General features: G+C 68.4%; 19 protein-coding genes. 5 read left to right on the top strand and 14 right to left on the bottom strand.

Features of this window, described 5'->3' with window-relative positions:
- Both QOI01_RS28580 and QOI01_RS28575 read left to right on the top strand, forming a co-directional pair.
- The coding region (locus QOI01_RS28580; RefSeq protein ID WP_526386517.1) for a CCA tRNA nucleotidyltransferase at positions 1 to 900 on the top strand (900 nt) is incomplete at its 5' end.
- A gap of 19 nt (positions 901 to 919) precedes the next feature.
- Positions 920 to 1,426: a pullulanase gene (locus tag QOI01_RS28575; RefSeq protein WP_526386516.1), complete on the top strand. Its 507-nt coding sequence runs from the start codon at positions 920 to 922 to the stop codon at positions 1,424 to 1,426.
- Positions 1,427 to 1,460: 34 nt separating this feature from the next.
- Here the strand turns inward: QOI01_RS28575 and QOI01_RS28570 are convergent, their stop codons facing one another.
- Both QOI01_RS28570 and QOI01_RS28565 read right to left on the bottom strand, forming a co-directional pair.
- On the bottom strand, positions 1,461 to 2,246 hold the full coding sequence (locus tag QOI01_RS28570; RefSeq protein ID WP_526386515.1) for a TIGR03084 family metal-binding protein: 786 nt from the start codon (positions 2,244 to 2,246) through the stop codon (positions 1,461 to 1,463).
- Between the two features lie 9 nt (positions 2,247 to 2,255).
- On the bottom strand, positions 2,256 to 3,539 hold the full coding sequence (locus tag QOI01_RS28565) for an MFS transporter (protein ID WP_526386514.1): 1,284 nt from the start codon (positions 3,537 to 3,539) through the stop codon (positions 2,256 to 2,258).
- A gap of 133 nt (positions 3,540 to 3,672) precedes the next feature.
- Between QOI01_RS28565 and QOI01_RS28560 the strand changes: the two genes are divergently transcribed.
- Positions 3,673 to 4,278: a YqgE/AlgH family protein gene (locus QOI01_RS28560; protein WP_526386513.1), complete on the top strand. Its 606-nt coding sequence runs from the start codon at positions 3,673 to 3,675 to the stop codon at positions 4,276 to 4,278.
- A 56-nt stretch (positions 4,279 to 4,334) separates the two neighbouring features.
- On the opposite strand, the gene QOI01_RS28555 is transcribed toward QOI01_RS28560, so the two are convergent.
- Together QOI01_RS28555 and QOI01_RS28550 are read right to left on the bottom strand one after the other, a co-directional pair.
- Entirely contained in the window at positions 4,335 to 4,676 is a 342-nt protein-coding gene (locus QOI01_RS28555; RefSeq protein WP_526386512.1) for a hypothetical protein, read from the bottom strand.
- 44 nt (positions 4,677 to 4,720) lie between these two features.
- Positions 4,721 to 5,671, bottom strand: a complete 951-nt coding sequence (locus tag QOI01_RS28550; RefSeq protein WP_526386511.1) for an LpqN/LpqT family lipoprotein — start codon at positions 5,669 to 5,671, stop codon at positions 4,721 to 4,723.
- A gap of 209 nt (positions 5,672 to 5,880) precedes the next feature.
- Here QOI01_RS28550 and leuS point away from each other — a divergent pair, with 209 nt between their 5' ends.
- The gene (gene leuS, locus QOI01_RS28545) at positions 5,881 to 8,727 is read left to right on the top strand and encodes a leucine--tRNA ligase (protein ID WP_526386510.1); all 2,847 of its coding nucleotides are present in this window, start codon (positions 5,881 to 5,883) and stop codon (positions 8,725 to 8,727) included.
- A 58-nt stretch (positions 8,728 to 8,785) separates the two neighbouring features.
- Here leuS and QOI01_RS28540 read toward each other — a convergent pair whose 3' ends face one another.
- Positions 8,786 to 10,501: an amidase gene (locus QOI01_RS28540; protein ID WP_526386509.1), complete on the bottom strand. Its 1,716-nt coding sequence runs from the start codon at positions 10,499 to 10,501 to the stop codon at positions 8,786 to 8,788.
- A gap of 8 nt (positions 10,502 to 10,509) precedes the next feature.
- Positions 10,510 to 11,208: an SDR family oxidoreductase gene (locus tag QOI01_RS28535; protein WP_526386508.1), complete on the bottom strand. Its 699-nt coding sequence runs from the start codon at positions 11,206 to 11,208 to the stop codon at positions 10,510 to 10,512.
- 54 nt (positions 11,209 to 11,262) lie between these two features.
- Here QOI01_RS28535 and ggh point away from each other — a divergent pair, with 54 nt between their 5' ends.
- Positions 11,263 to 12,603 (top strand): glucosylglycerate hydrolase, encoded by a 1,341-nt coding sequence (ggh, locus tag QOI01_RS28530; RefSeq protein ID WP_526386507.1) that lies wholly within the window; start codon positions 11,263 to 11,265, stop codon positions 12,601 to 12,603.
- Between the two features lie 42 nt (positions 12,604 to 12,645).
- Here ggh and QOI01_RS28525 read toward each other — a convergent pair whose 3' ends face one another.
- The 8 genes from QOI01_RS28525 to QOI01_RS28490 form a co-directional block, all read right to left on the bottom strand.
- A complete protein-coding gene (locus QOI01_RS28525; RefSeq protein WP_526386506.1) occupies positions 12,646 to 13,110 on the bottom strand; it encodes a MarR family winged helix-turn-helix transcriptional regulator in 465 nt (154 codons plus the stop codon).
- Positions 13,111 to 13,228: 118 nt separating this feature from the next.
- Positions 13,229 to 14,005 (bottom strand): amino acid ABC transporter ATP-binding protein, encoded by a 777-nt coding sequence (locus tag QOI01_RS28520; RefSeq protein ID WP_526386505.1) that lies wholly within the window; start codon positions 14,003 to 14,005, stop codon positions 13,229 to 13,231.
- Positions 14,005 to 15,777 (bottom strand): ABC transporter substrate-binding protein/permease, encoded by a 1,773-nt coding sequence (locus QOI01_RS28515; RefSeq protein ID WP_526386518.1) that lies wholly within the window; start codon positions 15,775 to 15,777, stop codon positions 14,005 to 14,007. Before QOI01_RS28515 ends, QOI01_RS28520 begins: the two co-directional genes overlap by 1 nt.
- 64 nt (positions 15,778 to 15,841) lie before the next feature.
- Positions 15,842 to 16,528, bottom strand: coding sequence for a GntR family transcriptional regulator (locus QOI01_RS28510; RefSeq protein ID WP_526386504.1), 687 nt, complete (start codon positions 16,526 to 16,528; stop codon positions 15,842 to 15,844).
- Between the two features lie 56 nt (positions 16,529 to 16,584).
- Positions 16,585 to 17,382: an LLM class F420-dependent oxidoreductase gene (locus QOI01_RS28505; RefSeq protein WP_526386503.1), complete on the bottom strand. Its 798-nt coding sequence runs from the start codon at positions 17,380 to 17,382 to the stop codon at positions 16,585 to 16,587.
- 23 nt (positions 17,383 to 17,405) lie between these two features.
- Complete coding sequence (locus QOI01_RS28500; protein ID WP_526386502.1) at positions 17,406 to 19,478, bottom strand: PhoX family protein; 2,073 nt, start codon at positions 19,476 to 19,478, stop codon at positions 17,406 to 17,408.
- Between the two features lie 114 nt (positions 19,479 to 19,592).
- The gene (locus tag QOI01_RS28495) at positions 19,593 to 20,498 is read right to left on the bottom strand and encodes an Rv0045c family esterase (protein WP_526386501.1); all 906 of its coding nucleotides are present in this window, start codon (positions 20,496 to 20,498) and stop codon (positions 19,593 to 19,595) included.
- 73 nt (positions 20,499 to 20,571) lie between these two features.
- The coding region (locus tag QOI01_RS28490; RefSeq protein WP_526386500.1) for an inositol-3-phosphate synthase at positions 20,572 to 21,094 on the bottom strand (523 nt) is incomplete at its 5' end.

Here is a 21,094-nt window from a genome sequence, read left to right as displayed (position 1 = left end):
GCGCGGATGGCCGAGGAGCTCGGCCGCATCACCGCCGAGCGGGTGGCGGCCGAGTTGGACAAGTTGATGCTCGGCGCGGACCCGGTGGCGGGCATCGACCTGATGGTGACCACGGGCCTCGGCGACGTCGTGCTGCCCGAGGTCGGTGGGATGCGCATGGCGATCGACGAGCACCATCAGCACAAGGACGTCTACCAGCATTCGCTGACGGTGCTGCGCCAGGCGATCGATCTTGAGCAGGCCGGAGGGCAGGAGCGGAGCGACTCGGGAAGTAGATCCGGAGGGCAGGAGCGGAGCGACTCGGGAGTCAGTGGAAGCCAGCCCGATCTGGTGCTCCGGTGGGCGGCGTTGCTGCACGACGTCGGCAAGCCGGCCACCCGCAAGCACGAGAACGACGGCGGCGTGAGCTTCCACCACCACGAGGTGGTCGGCGCGAAGATGACGCGCAAGCGCATGCGGGCGCTGAAGTACTCCAACCAGATGGTCGACGACGTCTCACAGCTGGTCTACCTGCATCTGCGGTTCCACGGGTACGGGGACGGCAAGTGGACCGACTCCGCCGTCCGGCGCTACGTCACCGATGCCGGGCCGCTGCTGGACAGGTTGCACAAGCTGGTGCGCGCCGACTGCACGACGCGCAACAAGCGCCGCGCCGCGCGCCTGCAGGCCAACTACGACGATCTTGAGAACCGCATCGACGAGCTCGCGGCCAAGGAGGACCTGCAGCGGGTCCGGCCCGACCTCGACGGCAACGAGATCATGAAGATCCTCGACATCCCGGCGGGCCCTCGGGTCGGGCAGGCGTGGAAGTACCTCAAGGAGCTGCGGCTGGACCGCGGGCCGCTCGAACACGACGAGGCCGTCGACGAACTTCGGAAGTGGTGGAACGCCAAGGACTAGGCCCGCGTCGAACCCTGGTATGGAGTACTGCCTGGGCGACGGTGACGGGACGGCGGCCGTCTGGTCGGCCGAGATGACGCTCGACACGGACGACGACGGTGTGTTCGACGCGATCGGTCTGGACTTCGACGGGGACGGCCGGCTCGACGACGCCCTGGCCGATCTCGACTGCGACGGGGCCGCCGACCATCTGATCCTCGATCTCGACGACGACGGCCGCGGCGAGGCGCCGTTCACCGACGACGGCTCGGGCACCTGGGCCGTCGGCGTCGACGGGCGCTCCGGGCAGGTCCGCTGGTTCGGGCTCGACGGGGTCGAGCTGACGGGCGGCCCGCTGGTGGACTTCGACGGTGACGGTCAAGCCGGGGACCGCTTGCTCGACGTCGACCGCGACGGACTGGCCGACCGCGTGCTCGTCGGAGACGAGGCGTATGTCGACACCGATGCCGACGGTCGCTGGGACGTCAAGCTGACCGACTCCGACGGGGACGGGACGGCGGACGCGGCCGGTCAGCTGGGGCGCTAGTCCCGGCCGGGCGGGATGGGGTTCTTCTCTTCGTTCATCGCCCGACCCCCGGAGGACCCGCGAACGCCTGCGCGATCGTCAGCCACGTCTGCGCGTCCGCGCCGACGGCCGTCACGTCTAGCTCGGCGCGTGGTCTGCGCTGCGTCACCAGCATGCAGAAGTCCTCCGCTGACCCGGTGACCCGTTGCTCGGCGTCGGCGGGACCCCACGACCACGTAGAGCCGTCCGGCGCCGCGAGCTCGACCAGGAAGGGCTCCGGCGGCACGGGCAGTCCGTGCACGGTGAACGCGAAGTCCCTGGTGCGGACGCCGATGTGGGCGATCGGGCGCAGCCGGACCGTGGGGGTCCTTCGCACCCCGAGCGCGTCGGCGACGTCGAGTCCGTGTGCCCAGGTCTCCATCAACCGGGCGGTCGCCATCGACGTGGCGCTCATCGGGGGGCCGAACCAGGGCAGCTTCCTGCCGTCGGCCACCTTGCGCAGTTCGTGGTGCAGACTCCTGCGCGTGCTGCGCCAGTCGGCGAGCATCTCTGCGGGCGCACTGGTCGCGAGCTGCTCCGCCCCCTCGTCGACGAAACCGGTCGGATTCCTCGCCGCGTCCCCCAGAATGTCGCCGAAGGCGGCCCCGTCGGTGACGGCGACCAGGGAGACGCGGTCGGTCCACCACAGGTGGGCGATCTGGTGGGCGATGGACCAGCCCGGTGCTGGCGTCGCCAAGCGCCAACCGTCGTCGTCGAGGCCTGCGACGAGCTCGTCGAGTGTGTCGCTCTCGGCCCGCAGGTCGGCCACCAGACCCTCGACGAGGGCGTTCCCGTCAGCCATGGCGTCACCCTAGTCGGCCGGCCGGGTACCCCTTCCAATCGCGGCGTGAGCCGCCAACCCGAGCAGATAGACCACGGACCCGGCGATCACCAGCCCCGGCGCCTCGCCGTCGCCAGGGATCACCGCCGCTGCGCCCGCGATCGCCGCGACGAACGACAGCCAGAACACCGAGTCCTGAACGGTGAAGACGTGTCCGCGCATGGCGTCGTCGACGTCGATCTGCATGGCCGAGTCCGCGCACAGCTTGACGACCTGGCCCGCGGCGCCGAGAAGGAAGCCGCACGCGACCATCATCGGCAGGTGCAGACCCGCCGCCCCCAGCTGGATCAGGGCCGCAAGGCCGAGCGCTCCGTTGGCGGTGGCGTAACGGCCCCAGCGGCGCACCGCGGGCGGGGTCACGAAGTTGGCCAGGAACGATCCGAGCCCCGTCGAGGCGACGAAGACCACGGCGGTGCCGAGTCCCCCGACGTCCAGGCTGCCGGCGTGCCGGACGATGACCAACACCAGCAGCGTGTTGACGCCGAACACGATGCGGTGCGCGGCCAGCCCCGCGAGGGTGGCGCCGACGGTCCGCACCCCAACCACCGTCCGCACGCCGTAGTCCCAACCGGTGGCGACGGCGTAGGCCACCGAGCCGTGCACGGCGCGCTTGCTGTCGTCCGGTCCGAGCACGTGGGGCTTGAAACGCGCAGCCAGGACGAGCGCCAGTGCCACCGGCACGGCGACGATGAAGATGACTGTGGCAGAACCGGTGTCGCCGGTGCCGACGAGCCAGCGCGGGACCAGCATGAAGTTGGCACCGAGGAACGTCGATGCCGCTCCGACCGCGGTGGCCACGGAGTTCAACGTCACCACCTGCTCGCGGGGAACGACGTGCGGCAGCGCCGCCGACAGCCCAGACGACACGAAGCGGTTGAATCCGTTGACGATCAGCGCGCCGCACAAGATCGTCAGATCGCCCGCCCCGACGGCGAGTAGGGTCGCGACGCCGAGGATGAGGATCAGTCGGGCGAGGGTGGCCGCGATCAGCACCAGCCTGCGGTCCCAGCGGTCGAGGAGGGCGCCCGCGAACGGACCGAGCAGCGAGTACGGCAGGAACAACACCGCGAACGCGCCCGCGACGGCCCACGGGCTGGCGGCGCGCTCCGGATTGAACAGCAGCGCGCCTGCGAGGCCGCCCTGGAAGAGTCCGTCGCCGAAAAGGCTGACCGACCGCAGCTCCAACAGCCTGCGGAACTCGGGCAGTGCACGCACCGACTGCCACACGGCGACGCGGGGGTGGGGCTTGGGCACTTTGATCCGATGTCGGTTGAAGTGTTCGGCGCGCCGATCGGCGTCCAAACCACACTACAAAGATTCGCGAAACACACCGGCATGGCCGTGCCCGTTCGCCACCGCAGGCCCGCGCTGGTGACATGATGGACGCGTGGCGCAGTCAGAGGATCCGGAGGACCACATCGCTCCAGCGATGCACCGGGTACGAGCCGGAACGCTGCTGCTTGCCAACACCGATCTCCTTGAGCCTACGTTCCGCCGCAGCGTGATCTACATCGTCGAGCACAACGACGGCGGCACCCTCGGCGTGGTGCTGAACCGGCCGAGTGAGACCGCGGTCTACAACGTGCTGCCGCAGTGGACGAAGCTCGCGACGAAACCCAAGACGATGTTCGTCGGCGGGCCGGTCAAGCGGGACGCGGCGTTGTGCCTGGCGACGTTGCGCGCCGGCCTGCAGCCCAACGACGTGCCGGGGTTGCGACACGTGCAGGGCCGCATCGTGATGGTCGACCTCGACTCCGACCCAGACACGATCGCACCCGCGGTCGAGGGCGTGCGCATCTTTGCCGGGTACTCGGGCTGGACGATCGGTCAGCTCGAAGGCGAGATCGAGCGCGACGACTGGATCGTGTTGTCGGCGTTGCCGTCCGACGTCCTGGTTGAGCCGCGCGTGGACCTGTGGTCGCGGGTTCTGCGGCGCCAACCGATGCCGTTGTCGCTGTTGGCGACCCACCCGATCGACGTCAGCCGCAACTAGTCTCGTCCGCGAAAGACGTTCGGCGGAAGCTGGATCTATCGGGTGTCAAGCGTGTGTCAGCGGCACGACAGCGTGCACGACGCGCAGGCGCCCGCGCAGCCCGTGTCGGCGGCTTCGTGCCGGGCCACCGCCTTGGCGCTCTGGTAGCACCCTGCCGCCACGGTGCCCACGGCTCCGACGACGCAAACCGCCAATGCCAACACCGCCGTCTGATCCGGGGCGACGAGGGCGACCACTCCACCGGCGCCCAGCATCGCGGCGGCCGCGAGCTGGGTGGGGACGACGGCCCGCAGCACCTGCTGGACGGCGTCGCCCGACTGCGGCCGGGCCAGCGACCACAGACCCAGTGCGGCGGTCACCCCGGCAGCGCACAGGCACAGCACGGCAGCGATCAGCATGGGCCTCACAATACGAGGCCCGGCCGAGGGCCACCCGGCCCGGGCTAGCGAGGAAGGCCGAGCGGCTGGGCCGCCGCTGGTAGTGCAGCAGGTCCGGCGGCCGCTGGTGGCGCTGCGGCCGCTGGTGGGGCGGCCGCGGGTGGCGTTGCGGCGGGTGGCGGGGCAGCTGGTGGCGGGGCGTCGGGCGAACCGACCCTGAACCCGTTCACGATGGCATCGGTCGCCGAGCCAGTGGCGACGGAGACCGCCGCGCTGGTGGTGACCGACAGGGACACCAGGTATCTGTCGGGCCCCGACGTCGCGATGACGTGCCGCCGCGAGGTGTTCAGCGTCAGGTTGTTCTGCCGGTAGGTGCCCTCGATGATCGACGACGGCATGCCGCCGTAGTCGGCCAGGGAACCGTCGGTCGCCCGCCAGGCGGGCAACTCCTGGCTGTCGATGAGACCGTGACTGATCGCTTCCTTCGCGTCGAAGTCGCCGCCCAGCTTGTAGACCACGACCGCGGCGTTGGACGTGTACAGCCCGTCGCCGCCGACGCGGTCGGCGATCACCGCGAAGGCATCGGGAACGTTCGGGTCGGGCACCTGGCTCCACCCGGTCGGCATCGGCAGCACGATGTTGAGCGCCTTGAAGTCGGCACTCTTCTGCGCCTCGAGCGCGACGTTGTGCTGTTTGAGGTAGTCGGTGATCGTTTGCGACGGGGCGGGAACGATCGTCGAGACGGGTTCGGCAGGTACGACGGGGGCGGCGACGTCGGGTCCGGGGGCCTGGACGGCACCAGCGACGGGTGTGCCGATCAACTGGTTGGGGCCGGCGAGGGCCGCTGCGGGCGCTCCCGCCTCGACGGTGACGGTCTGGGTCACCGTTGCGGGCGCGGGGACCAGCGGACCGGTGGGCTCGGCCGACGCGGTCGTACCAGCGAGGCCAAGGACGCATGCCGTACCTGCGGCGAAACCTCCGGCGAGAAGTCCCCAACGACGGGCATCTTCGAACATCTAAACGTCGGTCCTTCCGCGTCATGCGGGTCACTGCGGGCTGGTATGCCCGCGGCCAGGCGCCGACTGTATCCACGTGGCTTCGATAGCCACCAGGCCCGGGACAGACCTGCAACCATGCCCTGACCCCACTGCAACGGAACCGAGACCAAGCCGTCGTCGGACGCCGCTGTGCGAGGGTGCGGTCGGAAGTTGTCTACCCTGTTCACGTGACTGAAGGGGATGGTGCCGCCGGAATCCCGCAGCACCGCTACGACGCGGAGCTTGCTGGCGAGATCGAACGCACCTGGCAGGAGACCTGGGCCCGGCTGGGTACGTTCCACGTGCCCAACCCCGTGGGATCGCTGGCACCGGCCGATGGGGCGTCCCTTCCGGCCGACAAGATGTTCGTGCAGGACATGTTCCCGTACCCATCCGGCGACGGCCTGCACGTCGGTCACCCCCTCGGCTACATCGCCACCGACGTCTACGCGCGCTATTACCGGATGACGGGTCGTAACGTGCTGCACGCGTTGGGTTTCGATGCGTTCGGTCTACCCGCCGAGCAGTACGCCGTGCAAACGGGGACGCATCCGCGTACGCGCACCGAGGCCAACATCGTCAACTTCCGGCGCCAGCTCGGCCGGCTCGGGCTCGGCCATGACACCCGGCGCAGCTTCGCCACCACCGACCCCGACTTCTACAAGTGGACCCAGTGGATCTTCCTGCAGATCTTCAACTCGTGGTTCGACCAGGCGATCAACAAGGCCAGGCCGATCAGCGAGCTGATCGCTGAATTCGAGTCGGGCGCCCGCACGCCGGAGTCCGGTGGTCGGTGGGCGACGATGTCGGCGGCCGAGCGGGCCGACGTCATCGATTCGCATCGACTCGTCTACCGGGCCGACTCGGTGGTGAACTGGTGTCCTGGCCTTGGCACGGTGCTGGCCAACGAGGAGGTGACCTCTGACGGCCGAAGTGACCGGGGTAACTTCCCCGTGTTCCGGAAGCGGTTGCGGCAGTGGATGATGCGCATCACCGCGTACTCCGATCGGCTGCTCGAGGACCTCGACGTGCTGGACTGGCCGGACAAGGTCAAGGTCATGCAGCGCAACTGGATCGGCCGCTCGACCGGCGCGGAGGTGCAGTTCGCGACGGATGTGGGTGACATCGAGGTCTTCACCACGCGCCCGGACACGCTGTTCGGCGCCACCTACATGGTGTTGGCTCCGGAGCATCCACTGGTCGAGCGACTCACCGCCGACGAGTGGCCCGAGGGTGTCGATCCGCGGTGGACCTACGGGGCGGCGACGCCGGTCGAGGCGGTGGCGTCCTACCGATCGTCGGTGTCGGCGAAGTCGGATCTGGAGCGCCAGGAGAATAAGGCGAAGACCGGTGTCTTCACCGGCGCCTTCGCGACGAATCCGGTGAACGGACAATACATCCCGGTGTTCATCGCCGACTACGTGCTGATCGGCTACGGCACGGGCGCCATCATGGCGGTGCCGGGGGGCGACCAGCGCGACTGGGACTTCGCGGACTCGTTCGGCCTTCCGATCGTCGAAGTCACCAGCGGTGGTGACGTTTCGCATGGCGCGCATGGCGGCGACGGCGTCTTGGTCAACTCGGGGGCGTTCGACGGGCTGAGCGTCACGTCGGCCAAGGAAGCCATCATTGCGCGACTCGAGGCCGACGGCCGTGGCCGCGCCCGCGTCGAGTACAAGTTGCGCGACTGGCTCTTCGCCCGCCAGCGGTACTGGGGCGAACCGTTCCCGATCGTCTACGACTCCGAAGGGCGTGCGCACGGACTGCCCGATTCGGCTCTGCCCGTGGAACTGCCAGACGTCCCGGACTACGCGCCGGTGCAGTTCGATCCGGAAGACGCCGACAGCGAGCCGTCGCCGCCGCTGGGCAAGGCGACCGAATGGGTGCACGTCGACCTGGACCTCGGCGAGGGCCTGAAGCCCTACACCCGCGACACCAACGTCATGCCGCAGTGGGCGGGCAGTTCGTGGTACGAGCTGCGCTACGCCGACCCGCACAACTCGGAAGCCTTCTGCGCCAAGGAGAACGAGGCCTACTGGATGGGCCCGCGGCCGTCGGAGCACGGCCCTGGGGACCCAGGTGGTGTCGACCTCTACGTGGGTGGCGTCGAGCACGCGGTGCTGCACCTGCTGTACTCGCGGTTCTGGCACAAGGTGCTCTACGACCTGGGCCACGTGACCTCTCGCGAGCCGTACCGCCGCCTGGTCAACCAGGGTTACATCCAGGCCTTCGCCTACACCGACTCGCGGGGCTCCTACGTCCCCGCAGCCGAAGTCGTTGAGCGCGACGGCAAGTACTACTGGCCAGGGCCCGACGGTGAAATAGAGGTCAACCGCGAGTTCGGCAAGATCGGCAAGAGCCTGAAGAACTCCGTATCACCCGACGAGATCTGCGAGGAGTTCGGCGCAGACACCCTGCGCATCTACGAGATGTCGATGGGTCCGCTCGAGGCCTCGCGGCCGTGGGCGACCAAGGACGTCGTCGGGGCTTACCGGTTCCTGCAGCGGGTGTGGCGCGTCGTCGTCGACGAGGGCACCGGCATCGAGCGGGTGGCCGGCCACGAAGAGCTGACCGAAACCACCCTGCGACTGATGAACAAGACCATCGCCGGCGTTGCCGAGGACTATGCGGGGCTGCGCAACAACACCGCTGCCGCCAAGCTCATCGAGTACACCAACCATCTCACCAAGGAGGACGTCAGGGCGCGCGCTGCCGTCGAGCCCCTGGTGCTGATGGTGGCGCCGCTGGCGCCGCACCTCGCCGAGGAGTTGTGGCGCCGTTTGGGCCACGACTCGTTGCTGGCGCGCGGACCCTTCCCGCAGGCCGACCCGGCCTATCTGGTGGAGGCCACCGTCGAGTACCCGGTTCAGGTCAACGGCAAGGTTCGCGGGCGCATCACCGTCGCGGCGGACGCAACCGCCGACGCGGTGGAGACGGCCGCGCTGGTCGACGAGAAGGTGGTCGCGTTCATGGCGGGCGCGGCCCCGAAGAAGGTCATCGTGGTGGCGGGCAAGCTCGTCAACGTCGTCATCTGAGCGACGCTCGCGATTTCGGCGCGCAAAGTTGCGGTCAGCGCAACCGGGCGCGCCGAGATCACGCGTTGAGCGGTGGGGTGCGCGGCGGTGACGTGCGCCTGCGCCCGGTGGCCTCCAGCGCGGCGCCGTAGCGAAGCAGTGCGACGTCGTCGTACGCCCGGCCGGCGAGCGTCAGCCCCACCGGCATGCCGATGTCGGCCATCGTGCCCATCGGCACCGTCACGGTCGGGATGCCGAGATGGCGAATCGCCAAGTTGCCGTTGGCCACCCACACCCCGTTGCGCCAGCCGAGGTCGGCCGATTCCGGATTCACGTCCATGTCGGCCGGCCCCACGTCCGCCACCGCGGGGAAGATGACGGCGTCCAGACGCAACTCGTCCATCCACTCCTCGAGGTCGATCTGCCGCGTGCGCTCCAACGCGTGTACGCCATCCGGAATGGTCGCGATGGCGAGGAAGGAGTCGACCGGATGCGCGCGGAATAACGACGGATACTCCGCGATGTCGTCGTCGAACCCGTCATACCGGTCGGGCAGCGCGCCCGGCGGGGACGGGAAGATGCGACTGCCGTCCACGTCGGCCAGCCGGTTGAGGGCGGGGTCGCCGTTGGTGGCCAGGAAGTCGTTCCACGCCCACGCTGACAGGTCGACGATCTCGCGGCGCAGATACTCCGGGCTGACAAGACCGCGAGTGGCGATGGTCGGGGCACCGGCCCGGTCGCCCTCATAGTTGCTGACCACGGGAAAGTCGACGTCGATCACCTCGGCGCCGGCGGCGAGCAGGTCACGCCGCAGCGCGTCGAACAATACGACTATGGACGCCCGGGTCTCGATGCGCTGACCCGTCGGACCGCCGATCCCCGCCGCCCCGACGCCGGCATCGGGATCGGCGTTGACGTACATCCGCGGCACGCCGAACCGGCGCCCGGTCAGGTCACGGCGCGCCCGGTCCGCGTCGTTCACCGCGAGTGACCGGTACGACGGAGGTCGCACCTCGCCGACGCGTGGCACCGATACCCACGGCTGCAGCCGCCAGAAGTCACCGCGGGCGTCGGGATCCTCGGCCACGATGACGTCGAGCACCTCGAGCAGGTCGGCCATCGAACGGGTGTGTGGCACAACGACGTCCATGGTCGGCACCAGCGGCCAGCCGCCACGGGTGGAGATCAGCCCACGGGACGGCGTGTACGCGCACAACCCATTGTTCGATGCCGGGCCGCGGCCCGACGACCAGGTCTCCTCACCGATGCCGAAGGCGCAGAACGACGAGGCCGTCGCGGTCCCGGAGCCGTTCGACGAGCCTGACGCGAACGGCGCGGTGAGATAGTCAGCGCAGTACGGACTTTCGGCCCGGCCGTACAGGCCGCGTTGCATCCCGCCGTTGGCCATCGGCGGCATGTTGGTCAAGCCGATGAGCACGGCGCCCGCAGCCCGCAGGCGTTCGACGACGAACGAGTCGTACTGGGCGACCAGATGCGCGAATGCCGGGCTGCCCGCCGCAGCCGTCAGCCCACGGGCCAGGTAACTGTCCTTGGCTGTGTACGGGATTCCGTCCAGCGGGCCGTACGCACGACCCGCCGCCCGGCGGCCGTCCGATGCCACGGCGTCGGCTCGGGCATCCGGGTTGGCCACCACGATGGCGTTCAGCACGCCGTCAAAGGCGGCGATGCGGGCGAGATGGGCCTCGAGCAGTTCCACCGCGGTGACCCGACCGCTCTCCAAGGCGGCGCGCAACTCGGCGATGGACGCCTCGTGGACCTCGAACGCCTCCGGCATCGCCGCGGCTACCTTTGCCTGACGATGATCTCGTGCACGTGAGCGTCGGATGGGGTGGCCACCGCGTGCGCCACCACCGCGGCCACCGTCTGCGGTGTCATGAACTGGTCGGGAACGTAGTCGCGCTCCTCGTAGGCGATCAGGTCGCGCTGCATCTCGGTGTCAATCCGGCCGGGGTGCACCGACGTGACGCGCAGGGTCGGCTCGTCGGCGCGCAGCGAGTCCGCGAACGCCCGCTGCGCGAACTTGCTCGCCGAGTACGACGCCAGCCCGGGTGAGGCGTTCAGTCCGGCAACGGAGTTGATGAAGATCACCTGCCCCCGAGCGCTACGCAGGGCGGGCAGCAGCGCGAGGGTCAGTGCGACGGTACCGACGACGTTCACCTCGAAGGTGGTGCGCCATTCGTCGGCACTGGATTCGGCGACTCGCCCCGGAATGGACAACCCGGCATTGTGGACGAGCACGTCGAGGTCGGTCAGTACCTCGGCGGCCGATTCGATCGAGTCGAGGTCGGCGAGGTCCAGTGGCCAGGTCGGGGCCCCGAGTCGCGCGGCGAGCGCGTCGAGGCGGTCCGAGGGACGGCCGGCCAGAAGCAGGGTGTGGGTGGGCGCGAGCGCGTCGGCGATGGCCGAGCCGAGGCCGCCTGCGGCGCCGGTGATCATCGCGGAACGGGTCTTCTCTTCGCGCGAGCGCTCATCGCCAGGCATGCGAGGAACCCTACCGACCTGCGCGCTTGCCTTCGGCGTCGCATGATTGATCCGATGCCACCGGATTCGAGCTTCGCGCCCACCCAGCTAGCTGCCCGTGCCGCCTATCTGCTGCGCGGCAATGACCTCGGCGTGATGACCACCGCCGCACCCCTGCTGTACCCGCACATGTGGAGTTGGGATGCGGCGTTCGTGTCGATCGGCCTCGCTCCGCTGAGCGTCGAGCGGGCCGTCGTCGAGCTGGACACCCTGCTGTCGGCGCAATGGGCCAACGGGATGATTCCGCACATCGTCTTCGCCAACGGGGTCGACGGCTACTTCCCCGGCCCGGCGCGCTGGGCCACCTCCGCGCTGGCGGCCAATGCACCGCGCACCAGGCACACCTCGGGGATCACGCAGCCGCCCGTGCACGCGATCGCCGTGCAACGCATCCTCGACCGTGCCCGCACGCGGGGCCGTTCCACGCGGGCGGTCGCGGAGGCGTTCCTCGATCGCCGTTGGAGCGACCTGGTCCGGTGGCACCGCTGGTTGGCCGAGGCGCGGGATCCCGATTCGCACGGCCGCGTCACGATGTACCACGGCTGGGAATCGGGCATGGACAACTCCCCGCGGTGGGACAACGCCTACACCAACGTGATTCCGGGCGTCATGCCGGAGTACCAGCGCGAGGACAACGCCATCGTCACCGATACGACGCAGAGGCCGTCCGACGTGGAGTACGACCGCTACATGTGGCTCGTCGAGGAGATGAAGTCGGTGAACTACGACGACGCCCTCCTGCCCAAGGTGATGAGCTTCGCGGTCGAGGATGTCTTCGTCTCCGCGATCCTCTCGGTCGCGTGCACCGTCCTCGCCGAGATCGGCGAAGACTACAAGCGGCCGCACTCCGATGTTCGCGACCTGTACTCCTGGGCCGAGCGCTTCCGCAGGGGCGTCGTCGAAACCGCGGACGAACGCACCGGCGCGGCGAGGGATTACGACCTGCGGGCGAAGAAGTGGATCCCCACTGAGACGGTGGCGCAGTTCTCGCCGCTGCTGTGCGGCGGGCTGCCGCACGACCGGGAACGCGCCTTGTTGAAACTTCTCGAGGGCCCACGGTTCTGCGGGCATCCTGACCTCAGGTACGCGCTGATCCCCTCGACGTCGCCGGTGTCACGTGACTTCCGGGCGCGCGAATACTGGCGCGGGCCGATCTGGCCGGTGGTGACGTGGTTGTTCTCGTGGTGCTTCGCCCGGCGGGGATGGTCGGAGCGTTCGTCGAATCTGCGGCGCGAAGGACTTCGGCAGGCCAGCGACGGCACGTTCGCGGAGTACTACGAACCGTTCACCGGGGAGCCGCTGGGTAGCATGCAGCAGTCGTGGACCGCGGCGGCGGTGCTGGACTGGTTGGGCTGAGACCGTGCCTGAATCCCTCGCTTCGCTCCTGCCCTCCGAGGGCTACGGGCCCTGCTCGGCCAATCGGGACAGCGGCGCAAGGGCTTTGGCCAGCGTCTCGCGCTCGTCCTCACTGAGCCTGCTCAACAGCACGGCCAGTGCGGCGCGCCGGGTGGCCAACGCCTCGCGGTGTTGAACCAGCCCGCGGGGTGTGACGTCGACCAGGACGGCACGCAGATCAGACGTGTCGCGTGACCGCTTCACCAGCCCCAGCTTCTCGAGCCTGCGGATCGCGACGGTGGTGGTGGGGGTGCGCACGCGCTCGTGTGCGGCGAGCTCGGTCATGCGGATCGGACCGAGGTCCAGCAGCGTCAGCAGTATGGACAACTGCGCCAAGGTGAGGTCGGCCCCGCCCTCCGGCGCGTTGCGATTGGAGGAGTCGGTCCGGCGCAGCACGGAGAACAGCTTGGAGAGCACCTGCTGCAGCTCTCCGGCCAGCTCAGTGACCTGCGGTTCGGTCTCCACCATAATTCGCTAGTCTAACCTGTCACTGTCTGTCAGAAGCATGACATGCGGAGTTTTCGTCCGAAATGACGTACATCCGCACCTGACCGTTCTCGCCACATCATTGCCTCGGGGTCGCCGATCACAGCACCTGGGACAGGAACTGGCGGAGCCGGTCGGTTTCTGCATCGGAGAAGACCTGCTCGGGTGGGCCGGATTCGACGACCTTTCCGTGGTCCATGAACACCACCGCATCGGCCGCCGACCGGGCGAACCCCATCTCGTGGGTGACGACAACCATCGTCATGCCGTCGGCGCCGAGATCCGCGATCAGTGCCAGGATGCCCTTGACGAGCTCGGGATCCAGTGCCGAGGTGGCCTCGTCGAAGAACATCACCTGCGGAGCCATCGCCAGGGCGCGGGCGATCGCCACCCGCTGCTGCTGCCCGCCACTGAGGGTGAAGGGGCGGACATCGGCCTTGTGCCGCAATCCGACTCGTTCGAGCTGCGCCAGGCCGAGCTCGCGGGCCGCTTCGGCGGAGAGCTTCTTCAGCTTGCGAGGCCCCAGCGTGACGTTGTCGAGCACGCTCTTGTGCGGGAACAGATTGAACTGCTGGAACACCATGCCGATGCGCTGCCGCAACGCGTCGGGGTCATCCTTGAGCACCGATCTGCCGTCGAGCAGGATGTCGCCGCCGTCGGGCTCATAGAGCCGGTTCAGGGCCCGCAAGAGTGTCGACTTGCCGGAGCCGGACGGGCCGATCACCGCGACGGTGGCCCCCGCGGGCACGTCGATGTCAACGCCCCGCAGGACCTTGTTCGGTCCGAACGCCAGGTGAATGTCCTTACCGGTCAACGAGACCGGTTCGATTCCGGAGGGTGGAGAGGTTGGAGACGGGGCTTCAGAGGGTGAAGACATCAGATCATCTCCTGGGCGGCGGTCGGGGCCAACGGAGGATCCTCCGCCTCGGTGGACGTCCGGCCTCGTCGCAGCCGGGCGTCGATGTAGTTGACCAGGTGGGTCAGCGGGATGGTCAACGCCAGGTAGAACAGGCCCGCGGCTACTAGCGGTGAGAGGTTCCCGGTCTGCGCGTTGAGATCCCGGCCGACCTGGAACAGTTCGCGCTGGCTGGCGATCAGCCCCAGGAAGTACACCAGCGACGAGGCCTTGAGCAGGGAGATGAACTGATTCACCAGGGCAGGCAGCACGCGCCGGATGCCCTGCGGCACCACCACCAGACGCATCGACGACGAGTAGCTGAAACCCAGTGCGCGAGAGGCTTCGAGCTGGCCTGCCTCGACGCTCTGGATGCCGGAGCGCAGGATCTCCCCGATGTAGGCCGCTGCCATCAAGCCGAGTGCCGCGATGCCCAACGGGTAGGGGTTGTTGCCGGTCAGTCCGCCGACGATCGGGCCGACGCCGAGGCCGATGATCAGAATGATCACCACCTCGGGCAACCCTCGGAAGACATCGGTGTAGACGCGGGCCGGCCACCGCAGCCAGCGCGTGCTGGAGATGCCTGCGACCGCGAGGCCCAACCCGAGCACCAGGCCGATCACGCTCGCGCTGATGGTCAGGATGAGCGTGTTGGGCAGACCGGTCTTGAACAGGTCCGGGATGGCCTTCTCGTACAGGTTCCAGTCGAGGAAGGAGTCCTTCAGTTGCCGTAGTACGGATTTCGGTGCGACGGCGGAGTTGTCGGCCGCGGGCGCCTTGCTGGCGGCGATCGCGGCGAAGTCGGGGAGCACCGGCGCCGGGGCGGCCTTGGAGCCGGGCTTCCAGCCGGGCGGCAGCGCACGCGGCACCCAGTCGGAGTACAGCTTCGCCCAGGTCCCGTCGGCGATCACGGTGTCGAGCCCGGCGTTGAGCGCGTCGATGAGCGGTTTGTTCTCCTTCGCGACTGCGTAGGCGACGAAGTTGTCCAGACTGAAGGTGTTCTCGACGATCTGCGCCGGATCGCCCGCCTGAACCGTGCCGACCGCCTGCTGCGATGGCGCCACCCAGGCGTCGATCTGGCGCGTCTTCAGGCTGGCGTAGACGGTGTTGTAGTCGGGGAACTTCACCGGATCCAGATGCAGGGTGTCGACGACGTAGGCCTCCTGCACCGTGCCCTGCACCACGCCGATGCGTTGCCCGGCGGCCAGTTTGTCGAAGCCGGTGATCGGTGAGCCGGAAGGGACGACCAGTGAGAAGTAGCCGAAGTCATAGCCGTTGGTGAAGCCGACGGTCTGTCTGCGGGCATCGGTGGTGGTGATCGAGGACGAACCGACGTCGAAGCGACGCGACGCCACCTGCGCGAGCAGACCCGAGAAGTCGGTGCCGACGAAGTTGACCTTGAGGCCGAGCTTCGCGGCGACGGCACGCAACAACTCGTTGTCGAAGCCGGTGAACTGACCCGCGGCGTTGATGCAGATGCTCGGCGGCGCGTCCGACAGCGTGCCCACGGTCAGCACTCCCGGCGTACCCAGGCTCAGCGCGGCGGGGTTCACGGCCGTCAGCGGCTCGACGTTCGGCGTCGTGTACTTGTCCGCCTCCGGGCCCTTCGCCGCGGCGGCCAGATTGGTGGGCAGCGCGCTCGCGCTACCCACACCGGGAGGGGCGCACTGGTCGTTGTCCGCGCCCGCCATCGGCGCGAGTCCCATCGTCACGACGAGGAGTGCGGCCAGTGCGCCGACGACAGCCTTGTACATTCGCTCGCCGGTCATCTAAGGAAACCTAACGGCCTCGGCCACGGGAGCCGTGGATTCGGCTCATTCAGAGTGCAACGGACGGTGCATCCGGTGACGCGGACGGCCCGAGCACGCGGCGCCGGATGAGCTCGGCGAGCATGGTCCGGCCCGTGACCTCGGCCCGGCCTGCGCAGGCGGCCCTGGCCGCATCCGCATCCCCGTCGGCGATTGCGGCCGTCTCGGTGACGTAGAACGGAAGCAGCTCGTCGTGGCTGCCGAAGTACGCGCCCCAGAGAGTCCGCGGCATGAACGTCTGGGACGCCCGAAGCGCGGCCTGCAGGCGCGGTCCGGCGTATTCGTCGTTGATCGTCTTGCGGTAGCGCCACGTGTGCTCGTGGAACGCCCTCGACTCCACCGTTCCGCGCAGCGCGGTGAGCGTGGCCTGGAGTTCGTCGACGAGTTCGGGGCGTTGAGCGGTGGCCGCCCGTGCCGAGGGGATTCCGTTGAGCACGCCGTAGATCTCGTGGTGTTCGCGGACAACTCCCTCGTCGAAGCGCTCGACGAAGGCGCCCCGGTGGTACCGCGTGGACACCACGCCGCTGTGTTCGAGCTCGACCACGGCCTCCTGCACGGGAACTCGGCTGAGGCCGAGAGCCTCGGCAATCTCGTTGCGGTCCAACCGGTCTCCGGAGCGGAGCTTGCCCGTCAGGACCAGGTTCACGACGTGTGAGACGACGAGGTCCTTCTCTTTGATCCCGTACTTCTTGGGCATGGCGCGGTCAGTTTCCCACGTCGCCGCCGATGCGGGAAGTGTTCGGCCGCCTCTCCCTAGGCGCGTTCATCCCGCCAGCCGCACAGCGCCTCGGCGGAGGTCAGGTCGTAGTCGGGCCCGTTCACGCCGACGGTCAGCAGGCTGACGCCGAGATCGACGAGCGCTCCGGCGTCGGCGAGCAGCGCATCACCTTCGCCGGTGACGCCTGCCGAGCGCTCGATGGTCGAGGCGTCGCGGCCGAGTTCGGCGCAGTGCCGGTCGAGGACTTCGGACTTGCCGGGGTAGGTCTCGGTGGTGGTGAACCCGTGCCACAGGTGGGCGTACTCGGCGACCAGGCGCAGCGTCTTCTTTTCGCCCTGCCCGCCGATGAGGATGGGGATGTCGCGGACGGGCGCGGGGTTGAGCTTGCCGAGTCGGGAGGTGATGCGCGGCATCGCTGCGGCGAGGTCGTCGAGGCGGCTGCCCACGGTGCCGAAGTCATAGCCGTACTCGTCGTAGTCCTTCTCCTTCCAGCCCGAGCCGATCCCGAGGATCAGCCGCCCGTCGGAGATGTTGTCGACCGTCCGCGCCATGTCGGCCAGCAGCTCGGGGTTGCGGTAGGAGTTGCAGCTCACCAGCGCGCCGACCTCGATGTGCGACGTCTGTTCGGCCCAGGCGCCGAGCATGGTCCAACACTCGTAGTGGGCGCCGTCGGGATCGCCGTACAGCGGGTAGAAGTGGTCCCAGTTGAACGCCACGTCGACGCCGAGGTCCTCGCAGCGCAGGACTGCGTCGCGCAGATGGCCGTAGTTGGGGGAGTGCTGGGGTTGCAGTTGGACGCCGATGCGGGTCGGGAAGTTTGGGGAAGAGTCCACCTGGACACCGTAGCCCGGCGCGGTCATACGCCGATCTGGCCGCCCGCCTTCCACACCGCGACCACCGACGGCCGGGCGGTGCCGTTGCCGCCCTCGGGCCACTGCGACAGCGGGTCGTCGATGTTGTTGTCGTCGTTCTCGCCGGGATGTTGCACGCTGACCGTGACGAGGTCGTCGGTGACGACCGGTCCGCATGTCTCGGCGCCCAGGGGAACCGTGAGGAACTGCCGGGTCTCGCCTCGGTTGGCTCCATCGAGCGCGACGGCGAACAGCCCGTCGTTGGAGTCCAGCGCGTTGCCGTCGGTCGATATCCACAGATTGCCGTGGCTGTCGAAGGCCAGGTTGTCCGGACAGGAGATCGGGCTGACCTTCGTCTTGTCGAAACCGGCGAAGTACGTGTCGGCGGCGGCCGGATCGCCGCACACCATCAGCAACTCCCAGGTGAAGGAGGTGCCCGCGTGCTCGTCGGTGATCTCCATGATCTGTCCGCTCTTGTTGTCGTTGCGGGGATTGGCCGCATCGACGGGAGCCCTGCCTGGCGCGCCGCGGTCGTCGTTGTTGGTCAGTGCGACGTACACCTTGCCGGTCGTCGGGTTCGCCTCGAAGTCCTCGGGGCGGTCCATCTTGGTAGCGCCCGCCTTGTCGGCGGCGAAGCGTGTGAACACCGCCGCCTCCTGGGCGGACACCCCCGCCACCAGAGACTCGGCTTGGCCTGCTGGGCCGGACCTCAGCAGCGGAAGCCACGTGCCGGTGCCGCTGAAGGAACCCGTCGACGGGATCCTGCCCGAGCCGTCGATCTCCGCGGTGGGGATGTCGCTGCCGAGCTTCGCCACGTACAGCGTGCCCTCGTCGAGAAGCGTCATGTTGTTGGCCATGGCTGCCGGCTCGCGTCCGGGTTGGATGCGCTTGCTCGAGACGAACTTGTACATGTAGTCGAAGCGTTCGTCGTCGCCGGTGTAGACGACGACGGTGCCGTCGCCGGTCACGTACACGGTGGCACCCTCGTGCTTGAGCCGTCCCAGCGCGGAGTGCTTGACGGGTGTGGAGCCGGGATCCCACGGGTTGATCTCGATGACGTAGCCGAACCGATTGACCTCATTGGGCGCCTTCGCCAGATCGAAGCGCGGATCGAACGTCTCCCATCTGAGCTCGCTCGGCTCCAAGGCGATGCCGTAGCGGTTGAGTTGGTCGACGACGACGGGGCCCGGCGCCGGGGCACCCTCGGGGACGCCGAAGTAGGTGTTGAAGTTCTCCTCACCGGACAGCACTGTGCCCCAAGGGGTTACGCCACCCGCACAGTTGGCGAAGGTGCCGACGACATCGCGGCCTGCGGGGTCGGTGGGTGTCTTTACGAAGTCGGTGCCCGCGGCGGGACCGACGAGCGTGAACGGTGTGTCGGCCATGATGCGGCGGTTGTAGCGTCCCATCACGGGGCGCAGACCGCCCTGCGGTGCGCGTTCGACCTCGACGACGGTCAAGCCCATCGCGGCGATCTCGATGTCGAACTGTTCGCGGCTGGGGGCGTCGGCGTCGTAGCCGGGGAACATGAACTGCGGCGTGGCGTACTCGTGGTTGGTGACGAGAAGGAACCGATCGATCCGACCGTCCACCGGCAGCAGTGCGGCGAAGTCGTTGTTGAAGCCGAACTGCTGGCGTTGCGCTGCCGCGGTCTGCGCGCGGACGTCGAACGCGGGTGCGCCGGGCAGCACGGGGTCGCCCCAGCTGATGACGACGCCCTGCTGGTAGCCCGCGGGGATGACGACGACGTCGTCGCTGTTGGGGGCGACGGACGCGAAGGCCATTCCCGGTGGTGCCTCGACGGGTGCCGCCGACGAGGTAGGCGTCGCGGTGGGTTGGTCACTGCCGCTGCAGGCAGCAAGGGCGCAGCCGGCACCGACTGCCAGCACGGTCACGCCCGTCGTCCGCAGGAGTGCGCGTCGGGAGACCTGCTTGGCGATATCGCCGAAGTATTCGTTGTCACTGACGTTGGGCACCGGCTTGAAGCATGCGTCGCCGCACTTGTAGCGGCACGTCACGTGTTGGCGCGCCGAGCGTCCATCGTGTGTGACGAAGAAGTTCAACGGCGTCAACGCCATGGGAAATGGGTTCCTTCCAACGATTTACCGGCCGGGGCTGCGGTCGGTCCGTCGGAAACTTACGGCCTGCTGTTGATCAGCTGTGAATCAGAAGGTGAACAAAAGCTTACGGAGTCAGCCGGTGAGGACGCCACGCAGGATGTTGGCCAATGCTCGTGGCTGGTCGCCTTGGACGGAGTGACCGGAGTTGGCGACGACGTGGGTGCGCTGGAACCCGGGAGCGCCCTTGGCGAAGGCCTCGGCGTCCTCGTCGTTCACGAAGTGCGAGTCGGCGCCGCGCACCAGCGTGGTCGGCATGGTGATCGAGGGAACGTCGTCCCACAGATTCTCGAACCCCTCGCCCTTGCGGAACGAGTCGTAGCGCCAGGTCCAGGTGCCGTCGTCGAGCTGCTTGCTGTTGTGAAAGACGCCGCGGCGCAGCGAGTTCCGGTCGCGATGCGGTGCGGCCGCGATGGTCACGTCGAGCATGGCGGAAAACGACGGGAAGGTGCGGTCCCCCTGCACCAGTGCCACGGTGCCCATCTGTGCCTTGGTCATCTCTTCGTGGCGAGCAGGCGCCGAGGGGGTGACGTCGACGAGCAGCAGCTCGGGAACGAGGGCGGGTTCGGTGGCGGCGATGCGCAGAGCGGTCAGGCCACCGAGTGACATGCCGACGACCAGCCGCGGCGTCGGCGCCCACTCGCGGAGCACCGGCAGCAGCGTCTCGGCACTGAGCTTGGGTCCGTAGTCGCCGTCCTCGCGCCAGGCCGAGCGTCCGTGCCCGGGCAGGTCGACGGCCAGGGCGGGCACGCCGAGTCCGAGGATCACCGTGTCCCAGGTGTGGGCGTTCTGCCCGCCGCCGTGCAGGAATACGACCTGCGGGGAGTCCTTGAGCGATTTCAAGCCCCACTTCAGGGCGCTGATGTCGCCGGAGGAGACGCGCTCGACCGGAGGCAGCTGACCCGTCGCGCCGATCTGCTCGGCGTTCTCGGGCAGCAGGGCGAACTCGTCGAGTCCCGCCAATTCGTCGTCGTTGACCACGGTTCTTTTCTACGCGATTTGGGCGCGCTAAGCCGCGCTCACCGCGGCTCAACGCGCCCAAATCGCGAAGGGACTAGCCCTCGATGAAGCTTTCCAGCTGGGCGCGCGCGATGTCGTCCGCCATCTGCTTGGGCGGGCTCTTCATCAGGTACGCCGACGCGGCTTCGACGGGTCCGCCGATACCACGGTCCTTGGCGATCTTCGCCGCACGCACCGCGTCGATGATGACGCCGGCCGAGTTCGGCGAGTCCCACACCTCGAGCTTGTACTCCAGGTTCAGCGGCACGTCGCCGAAGGCACGGCCTTCGAGGCGGACGTAGGCCCACTTGCGGTCGTCGAGCCAGCCGACGTGATCGGACGGACCGATGTGCACGTCCTTGGCATTGAACTCACGCTGCAGATTGGAGGTGACGGCCTGGGTCTTGGAGATCTTCTTGGATTCCAGGCGCGAGCGCTCGAGCATGTTGAGGAAGTCCATGTTGCCGCCGACGTTGAGCTGCATGGTGCGATCGAGCTGCACGCCGCGGTCCTCGAACAGCTTGGCCATCACGCGGTGGGTGATGGTCGCGCCGACCTGGCTCTTGATGTCGTCGCCG

Origin of the sequence: Mycobacterium sp., assembly GCF_032162605.1 — a bacterium.
In the GTDB taxonomy this organism is placed as follows: domain Bacteria; phylum Actinomycetota; class Actinomycetes; order Mycobacteriales; family Mycobacteriaceae; genus Mycobacterium.
This window is presented reverse-complemented; position numbering and strand designations above follow the sequence as displayed.

Excerpts from the sequence above, each read along its gene's own strand:
- QOI01_RS28575 (WP_526386516.1), top strand. The coding sequence starts at position 920 with ATGGAGTACTGCCTGGGCGACGGTGACGGGACGGCGGCCGTCTGGTCG.
- QOI01_RS28570 (WP_526386515.1), bottom strand. The coding sequence starts at position 2,246 with ATGGCTGACGGGAACGCCCTCGTCGAGGGTCTGGTGGCCGACCTGCGG.
- QOI01_RS28555 (WP_526386512.1), bottom strand. The coding sequence starts at position 4,676 with ATGCTGATCGCTGCCGTGCTGTGCCTGTGCGCTGCCGGGGTGACCGCC.
- QOI01_RS28550 (WP_526386511.1), bottom strand. The coding sequence starts at position 5,671 with ATGTTCGAAGATGCCCGTCGTTGGGGACTTCTCGCCGGAGGTTTCGCC.
- QOI01_RS28540 (WP_526386509.1), bottom strand. The coding sequence starts at position 10,501 with ATGCCGGAGGCGTTCGAGGTCCACGAGGCGTCCATCGCCGAGTTGCGC.
- QOI01_RS28535 (WP_526386508.1), bottom strand. The coding sequence starts at position 11,208 with ATGCCTGGCGATGAGCGCTCGCGCGAAGAGAAGACCCGTTCCGCGATG.
- ggh (WP_526386507.1), top strand. The coding sequence starts at position 11,263 with ATGCCACCGGATTCGAGCTTCGCGCCCACCCAGCTAGCTGCCCGTGCC.
- QOI01_RS28525 (WP_526386506.1), bottom strand. The coding sequence starts at position 13,110 with ATGGTGGAGACCGAACCGCAGGTCACTGAGCTGGCCGGAGAGCTGCAG.
- QOI01_RS28520 (WP_526386505.1), bottom strand. The coding sequence starts at position 14,005 with ATGTCTTCACCCTCTGAAGCCCCGTCTCCAACCTCTCCACCCTCCGGA.
- QOI01_RS28515 (WP_526386518.1), bottom strand. The coding sequence starts at position 15,777 with ATGTACAAGGCTGTCGTCGGCGCACTGGCCGCACTCCTCGTCGTGACG.
- QOI01_RS28510 (WP_526386504.1), bottom strand. The coding sequence starts at position 16,528 with ATGCCCAAGAAGTACGGGATCAAAGAGAAGGACCTCGTCGTCTCACAC.
- QOI01_RS28500 (WP_526386502.1), bottom strand. The coding sequence starts at position 19,478 with ATGGCGTTGACGCCGTTGAACTTCTTCGTCACACACGATGGACGCTCG.